Origin of the sequence: Streptomyces sp. NPDC101151 (assembly GCF_044768335.1) — a bacterium.
Taxonomy (GTDB): Bacteria; Actinomycetota; Actinomycetes; order Streptomycetales; family Streptomycetaceae; genus Streptomyces.
The window spans coordinates 53,947-68,635 of sequence record NZ_JBIWPP010000041.1; the positions used below are offsets into that span (position 1 = coordinate 53,947).

Genomic DNA, 14,689 nt, shown 5'->3' on the forward strand with positions numbered 1-14,689 from the left:
GAGCCAGGGCTGCCGCGCGCAGGGGTTCGACCACCCGTGAGCAGTAGGCACCGATGGCCGGCAGGATCCAGCCGCTCGGGCTGCCCAGCCGAAGGGCGGCTCAGGTTTCACGGACGAAAGTCGCACAGTCCGGACAGTCGTCGAGATATCGATGCCGGCACTCAACGGTGTGTTGCAGGAAGGTAATTGCCTGCTGTTTCTGAACGACGTCACTTTCGAGTGCCGCGATCTTCGCCCTCACGACCGCCTGTGCCGCCGACTTCGTCGGCGACATGGCGGCGGTGATCTCGGACAACGAGAGCCCGACTCGCCGCAGCTTCAGCACGGTACGGGCCTGCTCCAGAGCATTGTCGTCGTAGACGCGGTAGCCGTTCCCATCGCGACGAACGGTGAGTGCCCCAACATCTTCCCAGTGCCGCAGCACGTGAGCTTCGATTCCGAGTTCTGCGGCTACTTCCCCGATCGTCTTCACCACACGCCCTTGCCTTCATGTCGACCTGAACCCTTAGCGTCTCGATCATGCCTGATACCACTCGCTCCGCGGACGCCCGTCACCGTTCATCGATCCTGGTCACCGGCGCGGCCGGCAACCTCGGCCGTGAGGTCGTCACCCGTCTCCGAGCACACGGCGCGCGTGTGCGAAGCCTCGTGCGCCATCAGACAGGTCCGCGCCCCGGAGCCGAGTCGGTGGCCGGCGACCTCACGGACCCCACTGTTGTCCGCGAGGCCCTCGTGGGCATCGACGCTGTCTTTCTCATCTGGCCACTGCTCGACTCCGCCCCTGCCCACACCGTGGTTGCGGAACTCGTCGCTGCGGCGCCCCGTGTCGTCTACCTGTCCACGGCCGCCATGGACGACGAAGCCGCCCGCCAGAGTGATCCCATCGTTCAGGTGCACGCGGACATGGAAGCCCTGCTCCACGATGCCGGTCTGCGGCCCCTGGTGCTGCGTAGCGACACACTGGCTTCCAACTCCCGTGGCTGGGCAGCACAGTTGCGGGCGGGCGACGTGGTGTCAGGCCCGGACGTGGCGCGCACAGCCGTCGTCGACGAGCGCGACGTCGCCGAGGCGGCCGTAGCTGTGCTGCTCGCCCATCCCGACCAACTGGACAAGAACTTGTACGTGTTGACGGGTCCCGAGGTGCTCAGTCGCGCCGACCAGGTCGCTCACCTCGGTGCTGCTCTCCGACGCCGTCTGCGCTTCCAGGCGCTTCCCGCTGACCTCGCGCGATCACGAATGCTCGCAGACGGTCGTCCCGAGCCGCTGGTGGAAGCACTGATCGCTGCCTCGGTGTGGCGGCCGCAGTCACACTGCACCACCGATCACGTTGAGCGCCTTACGGGCCGACCGGCCGGCACCTTCGCGAGGTGGGCCATCGACCACGCGGCCGAGTTCAGCTGACGAAAACTGCGGCACGCTCCGCCCGACAATTACGGAGGTGCTCGATGACCTGCATGGGCGTCGGATGACGTTGACCGACGACAACCGCTACGACGTCACCCAGCTGCTGCCGCGGCCCGGCAAGTCCCCTCTGTTGCCGGTGCGGTCGGCCGGCCCGGGCATCGGCCGGATGCTTGCTCGCGGACCGCGGCTACGACCACGACAAGTACCGGCGCCTGCTGTGGGCTCGGGGCATTCGTCCGGTCATCGCTCATCGTCGAGCGGGACCAGCAACACGGCTCTGGTCCGGGCATCTTCCGCTGGGTGGCAGAGAGAACGATCGCCTGGCTGCGCGGCCTCCGTCGCCTGCGGATCCGCTGGGAGCAACGCGACGACTTGCACGAGGCATTTCCTTGGCCTCGCCGCGTGTCCGACCACTCACCGGCACCTTCGACGCCTTCGTCAGGGCCTCTGGCGCGGCTTTGCGTTCCGATGCTGGTGGCCCGCCTGCTCCAAGGCGGCCTCGTAGGCGTGCAGGGCGGTGATGACCGTGGCGCGTTCCGCCGGGTCGAGACGGCGCATGACGCATTCCCAGGCAGAGGCGCTGCCGGAAAGCCATTCGCCGATCGGTGCGGTGTAGGCGGGGGCGATGGCGATGATGCGGCGGCGACGGTCGGCGGGATCGGCAGTGCGCTGCAGGACGCCCGGCCGTGACAGCTCGCTGACCATGAGGCTGACGGTCGTCGGGGCCACCTCCAGCCGGGCGGCCAGCTCGTTGACGCTCGTGGGACCGTCGTACTCCAGGTGGGCCAGGAGCGCGAGATGTCGCGGTGCCAGGTCCAGGCCCTGGAGCGCCGGAGGGATGGGCAGGCGCTTGGCGCGGCCGACGAGCCGTGGCATGAGCAACAGCAGGGTGCGGACGGCCTCGTCGACGGCTGGACCGTCCGATTCCGTGGACATCGGCGACCCCTTCCAGTTATCTTTAAGCTCAAAGCCTTTGGGTTCAAAGGGAATGAGGTCCACTATGCCGCATCTGACCGTCCACCTTCCAGAGAACAGGCTGACCGGTAAGGAACCCATGCTCGTCGCCGCCCTGACCGGCGCGATCGTCGACGTCTACGGCGAATGGGCCCGCGACCTCGTGAGCGTCCGCCTGGCCGGAGTCCCCGCAGGCCGTTTCACGCAGGGCGGTAAGGCCGTGGACACAAACGCCTCGGTGGTCTTGGGCGTCCGCGCCGGCGTCTTCGACCGCCCCGACGCCGCCCAGATCACCGCGCACCTCGGCACCGCGCTCACCGACGCGATCACGCGCGTCCTCGGCGATGACCTCCGCACGGGCACCATGGTCGAACTCGTGGCGTCCCCGCCAGAACGAACCTTCGTCGGCGGCGCCCGCACCGTGTGACCCCCGTCTGGGCTACCACACGACCTGCCCGACAACCCCACTCCGAACGCACCGATCCAACCGACGGCACGAGTTGGTCCGGCAACGGCTGACCCGGCAGGTCCACGATGGGCCCGGAACAGCTCGCTGGGTGATCGCCGGGCCTGAGCCGGCTGGTCACCGCAGTCGGCCCGGCTGGCCGGGTACGCGCTCAGCCATTGCCTGAGGTCGTCTACTTCGTGTAGCTGTCTCATGAGCACTGACCGCCGCTTTGTTTCCCGCCGTCGGGCTCATGGCGTCCGCCTGGTTGTTCACCATCCCGTGGGATGTGCTGCCCGAGCCACCGCCCCGGCGGTCCGGGCTGCATCTCCGCTTGTGTCTGCGGCGCCCGACGACACAGGTCTGCTGTCGCTGGTCGGGTCGGAGAACCGCCTGAACCACTCACACGAGCGGGTTGTCGCGACGACGTTCAACGCGGCCTGGAACGACGCCGGCCTGGACCGCATCCTCGGTGAGCTTGTGGACCTGCACCAGGAGCTCGGCTCGTACCGTCGCGGGCCCAGGCCCGGCCCAGGCCCGGCCCAGGCTCTGGCCGGGGTGTCAGGCTACGGCGGGGCTTCTGGGCTGGTGCTGCTCGGGGCTGGAGGTGTGTCATGCCCGCCAGCGTGTGGAACAGGGCCACCTCGTTCGGGCCGGTGTGTTGACTGAACCAGGGCCGTGTACCAACTGGCCGGGGTGGGATTCTGTTGGCTCGCGGTTGTGCTCGCACCTAGTGGTCAGGCAAGCGGCGATGGCGATCGGAACACGCCAGTGCTCGGCGGGTCGGCGTTTCCCTCGCTTTCCGGTGCTGTCTGGGCTTTAGGCTCGGCTCGTGGGGCAACCGGAGCAGCGCGCCGAGGGCGCGGGACCGTTCACCACCAGGCTCACTTGGCACGTTCCGGGCGGCGGCACCGCGGTGTGGGAGTCACGGAGCGCGCGTCGGCGCGGAGTGCTCGCCGTCCGTCCGCCCGGTGCGGCGGACAGTCGGCCCACGCGTGCGGACGCTGTTGCCATCGGCCGGCTGCGCAGACTCAACGTCATCGCGGCGGTCGCCTTCGTCATCGGCGGTGCGCTCTTCGCTGCCGGCGCAGCCGTTGCCCAATTCGGTTCCGGTGACGCCACTGAGTGCGCCTCGATCTACTTCGTGGGCGGCTTGTTCTTCAACACCGGCGGCTACGTCTCGCTGCTTCAGGTGATCAACGCGCCCCGCCACGTCGCCGACGGCGAGGGCCGGCTGGTCACCCGCCGCTGGCGGTGGTGGAGCTACGAGCCGATGCGGGTGGACTGGCTGAGCACATTCGTTCTCTTCGCGGGCACGCTCGTCTTCGCCGTCTCCCTGCTGGACTCATTCGTGAGGGGCCTGAGCGTCCAGCAGGTCAACCGGTTGATCTGGGCGCCCGACGTGTTCGGCTGCGTGCTCTTCCTGGTCTCCGGGCACCTGGGCTTCGCCGAGATCTGCCATGGCCGCCCCTGCGTCCGCCCACACAGCCTCGGCTGGTGGATCGTCGCCGTGAACCAGCTCGGGTCCGTCCTGTTCATGGTCTCAGCGCTCGCCGCCTTCACCCGCCCCGCCACCGGGAGCCTGGTCAGCGCGGGCATCGCCAACTGGGGCACCCTCATCGGGGCGCTGTGCTTCTCATTTGCCGGGCTCCTCCAGCTCTACGAACACCCCTAGGCGCGCGCTGCGAGATCGCGAAGAAGCCGACCCAAGAAGGCCAGTCGAGAGATCTTCATCCTGACTCCTGTGTGAGCGCGAGTCTTCGTCCATGTCGATCAAGCCCCGCGCCGATCAGGCTGCTGCCGAACTCGAGGGACGCGTCCCCTGTATGACCCGAGGCTCGGCTCCGCAGGTGTCCGGCGTTACCGGGACTGCGCTGGTGCGGACGTGTCGTCCGTGCGGCTGCGGCCCCGAACAGCGAGGCCGCCGTTGACCAAGACGCCGCCTGGCTGTATGTCCGCACGGAGTGGGCCGCGCGTCAGGAACGCTGATCATGCGGGGAAGCACGGGAGCCGTGTCTTATCGACGCCTCACGTTTCTGGCTCGCCTTCCGGAGCCAGAAGCGGAACCCGTGAACAAAGCCAGCGTGTGATGGTGCCGTACCTGGCCTTGACGCTCTGACTCTCGCGCAGAGCACACCCGCCCTGCCTGCAAACCGCGTTGCACGGCTCAGCAGCCGGTACCGGATGACGGATACGGGTAGTTGGCATTCCCTCCGGAAGCGTTCTCGTTCTTGATGCCCACGGGCAGATTCATGGCCCGGTGCGCCGGAATCCCGGCCCAGACCCCGGCGAAGTTCCTGTTGTAGAAGATATAGAACGTGTAGTTGGTGTCGTTGACCACAGAGGCTACGTTGTTCTTGATGCTCTGCCCGAACCCCGCTGTTCCCGTCACGCTGCTCGCGCCGAATCGGCAATTCGCGTAGTCACTGATGTTGTGCCTCTGCTCGTACATCCCCCCCTTGAAATTGGAGCTGTAGTACAAACAGACCTCGCCCGAGGAGCAGGTCGACGGAGGAGGACTTGGGGGCGGCAGCGAGATACCGCTTCCCACAGGGTCAACCGGAATCATCGCGGATGCCGGCGTAGTGGCCAGGACAAGGCCGGTGATCGCTGTGGCGGCCGTGAAAGCAGTGGCCGCGATTCGCCTCCTCAACACAGTGCTTTCCCTTCTTTGAGTACTCTGCGACTAGTACACCCTTGATGAGCGCCGCCTGAGCCGTCGGCTCCGCGCTTCGCTTCCTCCTCCAGCGCTGCGACGCGTTCTGCGGAGGCGTACATGAGAGGGCGCGTGACCCCTGAACGTGACTCTTCCAGAATGTGACACGCGCTACATGGCGCTATGGGGGCACGGATACGCTCGCCTGCGGCGGCGATTCTCATCGCCTTCATCGACGGGCACCCGCGCGTGGGTATCTCCTTCGCACCGGTCACGTCGCGGCCTCCCTGCCCTACTCGACCGGGGCGGGCCGACCTCGCCGACGCAGCCCTCCCAGCCGGATTCCCGCCACCGTGCTCGCCCGGCAGATCACTCAGACCCCCGCTCGTTCTCCTCCAGACCGGTCCGGCGTTGGCCGACGAGGAGTTCGCCGCCGCGTCGGAGCCTTTCGTCCTGCCAATCGCTTCGAGGGACTCCCTCCGAGTTGGGCCAAGAAGGCTCAGGATGGTCACCCAAATGCAGCGGAGCCGGCGCGGTGACGAGCACAGCGGTCATTTTGCGCTTCATTCCGCTCCTCCACGTATTCGTGACGCTATGTCAGGCCGAGCTCCTCGGTTGACTGCGGCGCCTTGGCGGATGACATCCATCCTTGGTGCACGGTCACCGAAACGGGTGCCGCACGGTGACGGAATGGGCGAAACTTGCCTTCATGGCACGCGCATCGGCGGATTCCGTACTGAACCTCGTAGACCAGCGGCTGGTGGCCGCGCTGCAGTGCGACGGCCGCCTCACCGCGGAGCGGGCGGCCCAGGTGCTGGGACTCAGCCCCGTCACCGTGCGCCGCCGGCTGCACGCGCTCGGGGCCGACGGCACCGTGCGCGTGGTGGTCTCCCCCGTCGCGCGACCGCGCAACGGCGGCTCTGCCGGAGCCCTGTTCCTGCGTATCCGGGTACTTCGCGGCAAGCTCGACACGATCGTGGCCGCGCTCGCGGCGCGCGAGGACATCCCGTTCATCGACGTCACCACCTCGGGTGATGAGATATTCGCGGTCGCCCGCACCGAGCCAGGCTCGCGCGACCCGCTGGTCTTCCGTCGACTGCCCTCCACTCAGGCGGTCACGTCCCTGGAGAGCGCCACCATCCTGCATGTCTTCCGGCTCACCTCCGAGTGGCGGCATCAGGTGCTGACCGCGCCCGAACGCGCGGCCCTGACCCCCGCCATGCCGATCCCCCGTGCGGAGGCTTCCGATTCCCCAGGCCCGTACGGCATCGACGCCGATGCCCTGGAACAGTCCCTTCTCGACGCCCTCACCCCCGACGCGCGGCTGACCGCCGCGGCCCTGGCCGCCCGCACCGGACACCCCGAGACTACGGTGCGCCGGCGCCTCGCCCAGCTGACCGCTCAAGGCCGCCTGATCACCCAGGTCCTCGTCGATCCCCGCCGGCTCGGGCTGCCCATCGAGGCCAAACTCCTGCTGCACGTGCCACCCGACCACCTGGCCGCCACCGGGCAGGCGCTGGCCGACCACCCCGCCGTGCACGGCGCGTTCGCCACGTCGGGCCCCTCGAACCTGCACGCGGCCGCGTACTTCCCAGACCTCACCGCCCTCTACTACTTCCTCTCCCGTGACCTGTCAGGCCTTGGCATCAGCCACATCGAGACAGCCATCGTCAGCCGCGCCATCAAACGCACTCCCGCACCGAACCCCGCCCGCCCCGCCGCCACAGTCACCCTGCCCCGCCCGGTACGTGCGGGGCAGGACGAAAGATGAGAGCGTCGGCACCGTCCTGCTCAACCGGATTCCAGGCGCGGCGCAGGTCGAACAGACGTCAGACGCCGTCGAGTTCCAGGGAATCGATCAGGATACGGTCGTAAAGGGCGAGGACCAGCTCACCGGCCGTGCCCCAAGCGGAGGCCACGGCCGTGTCTGGCCCTTGGCCGGCAGCGGTGACGGGCATCGTGCCGGGCGTGGGGAGACGAGTGGTCCGTGCGCAGTCCGCGGAGAGCGAGAGGCGCCAGGACCGTCCCCCGGTATCTGGAAGCCGACGGCAGCGGGCTTGTACGGCCAGGCACTCCTCGTTGCACAGCAGGCGGACAGGAACTCGTCGACACCATCGAGGTGCCGCCTCGTCCGGCAGCGGCGCGGGGCACCCAAAGTGAACCGAGCGACGTACATGTGCACCGCGATCCCCGGGAACTGGTGCCGGGCGACAGCACCGGACGTCTGCGACGACTGCGACGCAGCCCACCACGTCCACCGCGATGCGAGCCGGCCTCCCGCAGTGCGCCCCGTACCCGCTGCATCGATGCGGCCAGCCGTTCCACCCTCCGATGCGGACTTGGCCGCAAGGGCAGGCCCTGCGGCGACCGTAGCGCCCCGGAGCGGCGCCCCTCACCCAGATGCTGCACCAGGTCAAGGTATCCACGGTGCTACAGGTCCGGCGCCAACACCCCCCTTCGCCAGTGCCCCTCAGCACCAAACCGGCACCACGGCCTCAGCAAACGACCACCCACCGCCAGCAGGAGACCCCTCCCCCACTGACACCAAAACACCCACCACTGAAACCAACCGTCAAACATCCCCTACCAGAGCGGGAGCTTGTCGGCAGACCTGCAGGCCGTGGCAGCCGCCGCACGGGTGAAGCCACGACATCCGTGGTGAGGCATGCTGGAACTGGGCACACTGTCCCAGCGGCTCGGCGCCCCGCGAACCACCCGAGTCGTCCCGCGTCGGTCGCATGGAGGGACCGCGGCTTCGTGAGCACGGCCTCCTGCGAAAACGTCGGAATCCGCGTGCGATGAGCACCGCTTGTGCTGGCGAATCGCCAGCACAACGCCCCGCTAGGAATCCTCGACGGTCACTGCGAATACCGGCTGACCCACCCGTGGACGATCCGGTCGTCGGCGTAGTTCCGAGCGCTACTGATGGGCACTTCGACACCGTTGACGAACGTGAACGGTGTCGTGCCGCCGTGTTCCCTGTCTGCCGACGGTTCGTGGGTGACCACGAAGACGTGCTCCCCTGCAGCGGCCTTGCCGTTCCTGCCGTTGGGCAGGTCGATCGAGCGGGCAATCTGCCTCACCTGGGTTCTTGGGGATCCAGATGGTTCTCCAGGAACGAGATTTCCGCCGCGACGGCCTGTTCGTGCGACTCGAGGAACGGGGCGTAATGGCGGCCCGGCAGGTGAACCACCTTGGACGCCGGCGCGTTACGGGCCGCCCGGACGGCGGGGCCGGGGAGCGCACTCTGGTCCTGATCGCAGACGACCACCAGCAGCGGGCACCGTATCCGGGAGGCATGGCGGCCGGGCCGGTACGTGCCGATCTGCAGGGCGATCCGTGCGGCAACCGTCTGCTCCCAGTTGGTGTAGCGACGGTCGGGATCCAGGGCGCGGTCTCCGTCCATGGCGTCGGGCGTGGTGAGCGAGGCGACCGCGCCGCGCACTCCGGCGGTCGGGACCAGCAGCGGCGGCCGTCCGACAAGGCCCCCGAGCGCGTCCGCGATGCCCCGCCCGAACAGGCGTAGCGTCGCGAGAGGTGTCATGGACCGCAGCGCGTGGGGAGTGACCGCGCGGGCGTCGACCAGCGGGGTCTGTGCGATCGCGCAGGCCAGTCGCGGGTGGTCGGCGGCGACACGGAAGACATGGCCGCCCGCGAGCGAGAAGCCCCAGATGGAGATCCTGTCCGGGGCGACGTCGGGCAGACCAGCCGCGCACTCGATCGCGGCGTGCCAGTCGGCGACCTGCTCATCGAAGCGGACGATCTGACGCGGTGCGCCCCCGCTCTCACCGAAGCGTCGGTGGTCGAAGGCCAGCACAGCGAAACCGGCGTCGTTGAACCGTGCGGCGAACAGGTCTGAGGCCGGTTCCTTCGTCACCGAGGTTCCGCCTGCCATGACCACGCAGCCGCCGTTGGACCCCGGATAGTGCCAGGCGGCACACGAAGTGTCACCGCTGGCGAAGCGTACTTTCTCCCGTTGTTTGAACGCGGGCATATGGACCTCCATGGTGAATCCGCCGCTCTCGGGGGGATGCCATCCATGCTTGGGGCCAGGCCCCGGAGATGGGCTCCGCACGGCGACGGAATGGGCGAAACTCGCCTTCACTGCACGTGCATTGGCGGATTCGTACTGAGCCTCATGGATCAGCGGCCGGTGGCCGCGCTGCAGTGGAAACGACCGCCTCACCGCGGAGCCGGCAGCCCACGTGCTGGGACTCAGCCCCACCACCGTGGGCATGGTGGTCTCACCGGTCGCGCGTCCGCGAAACGGCGGCTCGGCCGGAGCCCTGTTCCTGCGTACCCGGATCCTGCGGGGAAAGCTCGACACCTCGGTCGCGGCGGCGAGCGGTGGGAGCCGGGGCGAACCACAGGCTCGTCTTCGTCGACCGTTTGCTTACCGCGCTGGTGAATTTGCGCCACGGCACCACGCATGACGTGCTGGCCTGCTGGTTCGGGGTGGCCCGCTCCACCATCACCCGCGCCATCGGTGAAGTGCGGCCGCTGCCGGCGCAACGCGGCTGCACAGTCGCGCCAGGCATCCGGCTGTGCCGCCTCGCCGAGGTCATCGAGCACCTGGGCGCCGACGGTCAGATCGGGATCGTCGACGGCACGGAGATCCGTGTGCGGCGCCCTGCGGCAGATCGGAAGGACCGGGACGAGTTCGTCTCAGGCAAGACCGAGCAGCACGACATGAAGTCCATGGTCTTCACGGACGCCGAGGGCACGTGTTGTACTGCGGCCCCGTCCGGCAGGGCTGTTGCACCGACATCACCCAGGCCCGTCAGCTCGGCCTGGTCAAGCTGCTGGCCGACGGTCCGGGCCGCACGCTCGATCGACACCGGATGAATGCGGTAACAAAGTCCCAGACCCCTGAACCACACTTCCAGTCGATGCCCAGTTCAGACTGGGTGCTTCGCAAGGTCCCCGACAGAGCCCGTAATTCCTCACAAGCAGCGCCAGCGTCCCCGCCCAAGCGTTCGACAGATGCGGCCAATAAGGTGCTGGGCCCCGGCTCTTCGCCTCAAGGCGCCTTCACTGCCCGGCAGCCACGGTCTCCATACCGCTGCGCAGGGTGCGCTCTTCCACGTCGGCCAGCCAAAAGAAGACTGGGGGCAGGCTGAGTTCGATCACTGCCAGCACAATCTGGAACCATTGCGGCCAGCCGTGCACGGCGAGCGAGAGTAGCCGGCCCATGCCGCCCAGCAGGAAAACGCCGGCCAACCACCGCACCGCCCGAGCCGGGATCGGCCGCTGCCGCGCGGCCCACAGCCACGCCAGCCCATAGCCGACGAAGCTGGCCCCCATGAACCGGCCCCAGCTGTCGACCGTCGCGCCGGCATTACCGGCTCCAGGGATCGCCGCATTGCCGAGGAGCACGTGGAACAGACCGATCACCACGCTGGACCAGCCCATCAACTGTGTGAGTGTGCGCAGAGTCCTTGCCATGATCCCTCCGAGCCGTACCGGTGGAGCTTAGTTGACATGCGTCCACTAGACTGGATGCGCTAGTAGACGCATGTCAAGTAATCTGCGTTCGTGCCTCCGCGTCAACGACTCAGTCCCGCCGACCGCCGCGCCCAGCTCCTCACCGTCGGAGCGCGGCTCTTCGCCGCACGCCCGTACGACGACGTCCTGATGGAGGAGGTCGCCGAAGAGGCCTGCGTCTCCCGAGCCCTGCTCTACCGTCACTTCCCCAGCAAGCACGCTCTCTTCGCGGCCGTCTACCAGCAGGCTGCGGACCAGCTGCTCGCCGAGACCCGGTTTGACCCCGCCGACTCCTTGATGGAGCAGCTCATCCAGGGCATGGAGGTCCATATCGACTACTTCGCGGCGAACCGCAACGCCGTGCTGGCCGCCAACCGGGTTCTCGCGGGCGATCCCGTGATCCAGACGATCATTTCGAACGAGCTGGACGCACTCCGTACGCGACTGCTCGCCGTACTCCCACTCGCGGACGAGAGCGCCCGTGAGGCCGTGTCCGGCGTGCTGAAAAGCTGGCTGGTCTTCGTCCAGATCCTCTGTGTCGACTGGCTCACCCACGAGACCTGCACCCGCGCCCAGTTGCGGGACGTCTGCATCGGCGCGGTTCTCGGCGCCCTCCGGCCGCTGCTCGCCGAGGACCCCGCCCCCGGGTGGCCGCCACAGCGGCCCGACACGGGCGGGTAGGGGCCGCCGTACGACGAGGGCGAGGTCTGCGCCGGCATCGAGGAGGGCGCCGCGTACGTCATCTCCACCGGCGTCGACCACTGTGTCTACGACGGTGCCCGCCGCGAGCGATACGAGAAGGGCCTACCCCTCGGGAAGGCCCTGGAGGGCGGTGTCCTGGTGGCCCTCACGCCGGTCAGCGTTCACCACCACGTACTACATGGACCGGCCCGAGAACAGCTCCGGCACTCCCTCTCCCGTATGGGAGTTGGCACCCAATTCGTGCCTCGTAGCCCCCCTCGACGCAAACGTGCACGTCGGTGAACCCGTTGAGATGTGGGGGTGGGCCTGGGCCTGCGAACCGTGGAGGTCACCACCGACGGCGGCCGAACCTGGAGGCCCGCCCGGGTCGCCGGGCGTGTGCGGCACGGATGGCAGCGGTTCAGCCTGCCGTGCGACGACGGCCTCGGGAGCGACACAGCCCGCCACACCATGCCGCAACCCAATCAACCAGCGCGTCGTCTTCGTCGACCAGCCAGCACCAGCACCAGCACCAGCACCGGCCAGAGCGGCGCGCACGCCTTTGGGGCCGCAGTTGCAGCAGTCGGCTGCACATGAGGTCCCGGCATGGCGCCCCGGACTCTTGTCCGAGCGAGGCCGTTTCCCCGTCCGAGCGGGGCAGTTCAGTCCTCCGCTGGTCCCTCACGGAGGGCGAGAACCGCCAGGCGCACCCGGTTCGGGCTGTCGGTCTTGGTCATCAAGTGAGAGATGTGCGTCGTGACGGTGCTGACCCCGATATGCATCCGCTGGGTTCTTGGCGTTGTCGGTCATGACCCGTTCGGTGCGGGTGATGCCGTGGGCGTGGAAGAACGCGGCTGCGCGGGTGAGGAAGCCCGCGCAGGTGGCGCCCTTTTCGTCGGGGAGGATCTCGGCGTGGGCGAGGCGGGAGTGGTCGTCGACGGCGGCGTGGACGTAGTCGTAGCCCAGACCCCGCAGGGATGCGGGTCGCTCGCCCCGGCCGTGGGCGCGGTGGCCGCCGCCGGCGGGGATCTTTCCGAGCTTCTTGACGTCGATGTGGATCATGTCGCCGGGCCGGGGGTGTTCGTAGCGCCGGCCGCCGGCCCTGGTGGCTCGGATGACCTGGCCGGTCAGCGGGTCGCAGGCGGCGAGCGGTGGCTTCTGATGGCGTTGGAGGATCCTGCTGACGGTCCGGGCGGGGACGCCGGTGTGCTCGGCCAGGGCGTCCGGTCCGCGTCGCAGGGTGCGGCGGGCCTTGAGCACGCGGCGTTCGACGGCCGCGGGTGTGCGGGTGGGACGGCGGTGCGGACTGCTGGTGCGCTCCCGCAGCCCGCTCCAGCCCTCGGCGCGGTAGCGGTTCACCCAGCGGTGGGCGCACTGGCGGGAGACGCCGAGTTCCTTCGCGACGTGAGCGACCGGTCGCCCGTCGAGGACGACACGGCGCACCAGCAGGCATCTGCCGTGATAGGTCAGCCGGGCGTTAGCGTGGGCCACCAGGACCTCCGGGGTGAGTGAAGACGGCTATCTCCACTACGCCCGGAGGTCCCTCCTTGATCAACTACCAACGGCTACGCGTCAGGAAGTCCTGGACCGCTTCCCCGACCGGGTGTTCGCTTTCGACGAGTTCGGCCCGCTCGGAATCCGACCCGCCGCCGGCTCAGGCTGGGCCGAACGGAAACGTCCCGACCGGCTGCCCGCCACCTACCACCGCACCCACGGCGTACGGTACTTCCACGGCTGCTACTCGGTCGGCGACGACACCCTGTGGGGCGTCAACCGACGCCGCAAGGGCGCCGGGAACACACTGGCCGCGTTGAAGTTGATCCGCGCCGCCCGGCCCGACGGCGCCCGGTATACGTGATCCTGGACAACCTGTCCGCCCACAAGGGCACCGACATCCGCCGCTGGGCCAAGAACCACAAGGTCGAACTGTGCTTCACCCCGACCTACGCCTCGCGGGCCAAACCGATCGAGGCCCACTTCGGACCACTGAGGCAGTTCACCATCGCCAACTCCAACCACCCCAACCACACCGTGCAGACCAAGGCTCTGCACGCCTACCTACGCTGGCGCAACGCCAACTCCCGCCACTGCGACGTCCTGGCCGCCGAGCGCAAGGAACGCGCCCGCATCCGCAGCGAGAAAGGCATCCGCTGGGGTGGCCGACCGATCTCAGCAGCCTGACCAGCCAACCTCGACCGAACCTCTCCTTTGCGGCGGAAGCGCCTGAGCCTATGCCCGGGGTGTGCCGTCCCAGCGCCATGTGGTGAGACGAGGGTGTCCGGGTAGTTCGGCGCGTCCGGTGGCCCACAAGAGGGTGGGCCAGGCATCCGTGGACAACGGTGCGTCCGGAAACAGCCGGGCGAGCACGCGAGAGCACAGATCGGCAGGCGGGCTCCATGCAAGATCGAGCCCTTGTGCCAGGTCGTGCGTGTGCACCAGGGTCTCCACGATCCCCATCGCGGCGAAGCCCTCGGGGTCCGAGACGCCGAAGACGTGGTGAGCGCGAGTCTGCGGAGGCGTCGTACGCACCATGGCGACCAGCAGCGCGCCGCTCGCTTCCAGGACCTGCAGCAGGCCGGCGGGACCCGCCTTGCGGTTCGCGTGAATGGCGTTCGCTGGGCCGCCGGGCCGCCGGCTCTCCCATACGAAGGGCACCTCGCCATCCAGGGGCGGTGTTTTGGGGCCCAGTTGCGCAGCGTAGGCGAAGAGGTCGTCGCTGAGGTGCTCCACGGTTTCCCAGCAGTCCCATTCCAGCGAACCGGCCTTGCCTTCCCAAGCAGCTGGGGGCGCCTCGCGAAGGACTGTCACAGCAAGCTGCACGGCAAGGTCAAGGTCATCCGCGGTGACGGGGGGCTGGGAGAGGCCAACATCGGCTGATCGGGACATGGCAGGACCCTACCGCGACCGGAAGGAGCCACCCCTCCCATTAACCACCGGCCCAGCAACCCGGCGAAGGTTCGCGGTCACAGCACTAGTAGGACTCCGTTAGGTCTGTCTTGATCTTGGTGTGGGTCTGCTGGGCAGGGGTTGGTGGCAGGTGGTGCAGGTGCCGGTCCAGCAGTTCA

The 14,689-nt window shown here is 68.3% G+C and carries 13 protein-coding genes and 2 pseudogenes; 7 read left to right on the top strand and 8 right to left on the bottom strand.

The genetic code is table 11. The features are described from left to right. Positions 1-100 precede the first annotated feature (100 nt). On the bottom strand, positions 101-475 hold the full coding sequence (locus tag ACIRU3_RS40490; RefSeq protein WP_404067859.1) for a MerR family transcriptional regulator: 375 nt from the start codon (positions 473-475) through the stop codon (positions 101-103). Between the two features lie 44 nt (positions 476-519). Between ACIRU3_RS40490 and ACIRU3_RS40495 the strand changes: the two genes are divergently transcribed. Further along, positions 520-1,401: an NAD(P)H-binding protein gene (locus ACIRU3_RS40495; protein ID WP_404067862.1), complete on the top strand. Its 882-nt coding sequence runs from the start codon at positions 520-522 to the stop codon at positions 1,399-1,401. A 441-nt stretch (positions 1,402-1,842) separates the two neighbouring features. On the opposite strand, the gene ACIRU3_RS40500 is transcribed toward ACIRU3_RS40495, so the two are convergent. Next, on the bottom strand, positions 1,843-2,340 hold the full coding sequence (locus tag ACIRU3_RS40500) for a MarR family winged helix-turn-helix transcriptional regulator (protein WP_404067865.1): 498 nt from the start codon (positions 2,338-2,340) through the stop codon (positions 1,843-1,845). Between the two features lie 118 nt (positions 2,341-2,458). Between ACIRU3_RS40500 and ACIRU3_RS40505 the strand changes: the two genes are divergently transcribed. Next, a complete protein-coding gene (locus ACIRU3_RS40505; RefSeq protein ID WP_404067868.1) occupies positions 2,459-2,785 on the top strand; it encodes a hypothetical protein in 327 nt (108 codons plus the stop codon). An 850-nt stretch (positions 2,786-3,635) separates the two neighbouring features. Next, positions 3,636-4,478: a hypothetical protein gene (locus tag ACIRU3_RS40510; RefSeq protein ID WP_404067870.1), complete on the top strand. Its 843-nt coding sequence runs from the start codon at positions 3,636-3,638 to the stop codon at positions 4,476-4,478. Positions 4,479-4,970: 492 nt separating this feature from the next. On the opposite strand, the gene ACIRU3_RS40515 is transcribed toward ACIRU3_RS40510, so the two are convergent. Next, positions 4,971-5,372: a peptidase inhibitor family I36 protein gene (locus ACIRU3_RS40515; protein WP_404067909.1), complete on the bottom strand. Its 402-nt coding sequence runs from the start codon at positions 5,370-5,372 to the stop codon at positions 4,971-4,973. 796 nt (positions 5,373-6,168) lie between these two features. Between ACIRU3_RS40515 and ACIRU3_RS40520 the strand changes: the two genes are divergently transcribed. Then, the gene (locus tag ACIRU3_RS40520) at positions 6,169-7,230 is read left to right on the top strand and encodes an Lrp/AsnC family transcriptional regulator (protein WP_404067873.1); all 1,062 of its coding nucleotides are present in this window, start codon (positions 6,169-6,171) and stop codon (positions 7,228-7,230) included. Positions 7,231-8,317: 1,087 nt separating this feature from the next. On the opposite strand, the gene ACIRU3_RS40525 is transcribed toward ACIRU3_RS40520, so the two are convergent. Beyond that, the gene (locus ACIRU3_RS40525; protein ID WP_404067876.1) at positions 8,318-8,542 is read right to left on the bottom strand and encodes a hypothetical protein; all 225 of its coding nucleotides are present in this window, start codon (positions 8,540-8,542) and stop codon (positions 8,318-8,320) included. Next, complete coding sequence (locus tag ACIRU3_RS40530; RefSeq protein WP_404067879.1) at positions 8,539-9,336, bottom strand: alpha/beta hydrolase; 798 nt, start codon at positions 9,334-9,336, stop codon at positions 8,539-8,541. Before ACIRU3_RS40530 ends, ACIRU3_RS40525 begins: the two co-directional genes overlap by 4 nt. 470 nt (positions 9,337-9,806) lie before the next feature. Here ACIRU3_RS40530 and ACIRU3_RS40535 point away from each other — a divergent pair, with 470 nt between their 5' ends. Further along, the gene (locus ACIRU3_RS40535; protein WP_404067882.1) at positions 9,807-10,304 is read left to right on the top strand and encodes a transposase family protein; all 498 of its coding nucleotides are present in this window, start codon (positions 9,807-9,809) and stop codon (positions 10,302-10,304) included. A gap of 186 nt (positions 10,305-10,490) precedes the next feature. Here ACIRU3_RS40535 and ACIRU3_RS40540 read toward each other — a convergent pair whose 3' ends face one another. After that, entirely contained in the window at positions 10,491-10,904 is a 414-nt protein-coding gene (locus ACIRU3_RS40540) for a DUF4345 domain-containing protein (RefSeq protein WP_404067885.1), read from the bottom strand. A gap of 90 nt (positions 10,905-10,994) precedes the next feature. Between ACIRU3_RS40540 and ACIRU3_RS40545 the strand changes: the two genes are divergently transcribed. Next, positions 10,995-11,624 (top strand): TetR/AcrR family transcriptional regulator, encoded by a 630-nt coding sequence (locus ACIRU3_RS40545; protein ID WP_404067888.1) that lies wholly within the window; start codon positions 10,995-10,997, stop codon positions 11,622-11,624. 795 nt (positions 11,625-12,419) lie between these two features. Here the strand turns inward: ACIRU3_RS40545 and ACIRU3_RS40550 are convergent. Next, positions 12,420-13,115 (bottom strand): annotated as a pseudogene (locus ACIRU3_RS40550) (leucine zipper domain-containing protein); the annotation flags it as partial. Positions 13,116-13,197: 82 nt separating this feature from the next. Between ACIRU3_RS40550 and ACIRU3_RS40555 the strand changes: the two are divergent. Beyond that, a pseudogene (locus ACIRU3_RS40555) lies at positions 13,198-13,805 on the top strand (transposase); the annotation flags it as partial. Between the two features lie 48 nt (positions 13,806-13,853). Here the strand turns inward: ACIRU3_RS40555 and ACIRU3_RS40560 are convergent. Beyond that, a complete protein-coding gene (locus tag ACIRU3_RS40560) occupies positions 13,854-14,510 on the bottom strand; it encodes a maleylpyruvate isomerase N-terminal domain-containing protein (RefSeq protein ID WP_404067891.1) in 657 nt (218 codons plus the stop codon). Positions 14,511-14,689: the final 179 nt, after the last annotated feature.

What these genes read in the sequence shown, in the direction of transcription:
- ACIRU3_RS40540 (WP_404067885.1), bottom strand. Translation starts at nt 10,904, where the DNA reads ATGGCAAGGACTCTGCGCACACTCACACAGTTGATGGGCTGGTCCAGC.
- ACIRU3_RS40495 (WP_404067862.1), top strand. Translation starts at nt 520, where the DNA reads ATGCCTGATACCACTCGCTCCGCGGACGCCCGTCACCGTTCATCGATC.
- ACIRU3_RS40505 (WP_404067868.1), top strand. Translation starts at nt 2,459, where the DNA reads ATGCTCGTCGCCGCCCTGACCGGCGCGATCGTCGACGTCTACGGCGAA.
- ACIRU3_RS40520 (WP_404067873.1), top strand. Translation starts at nt 6,169, where the DNA reads ATGGCACGCGCATCGGCGGATTCCGTACTGAACCTCGTAGACCAGCGG.
- ACIRU3_RS40515 (WP_404067909.1), bottom strand. Translation starts at nt 5,372, where the DNA reads ATGATTCCGGTTGACCCTGTGGGAAGCGGTATCTCGCTGCCGCCCCCA.
- ACIRU3_RS40500 (WP_404067865.1), bottom strand. Translation starts at nt 2,340, where the DNA reads ATGTCCACGGAATCGGACGGTCCAGCCGTCGACGAGGCCGTCCGCACC.
- ACIRU3_RS40560 (WP_404067891.1), bottom strand. Translation starts at nt 14,510, where the DNA reads ATGTCCCGATCAGCCGATGTTGGCCTCTCCCAGCCCCCCGTCACCGCG.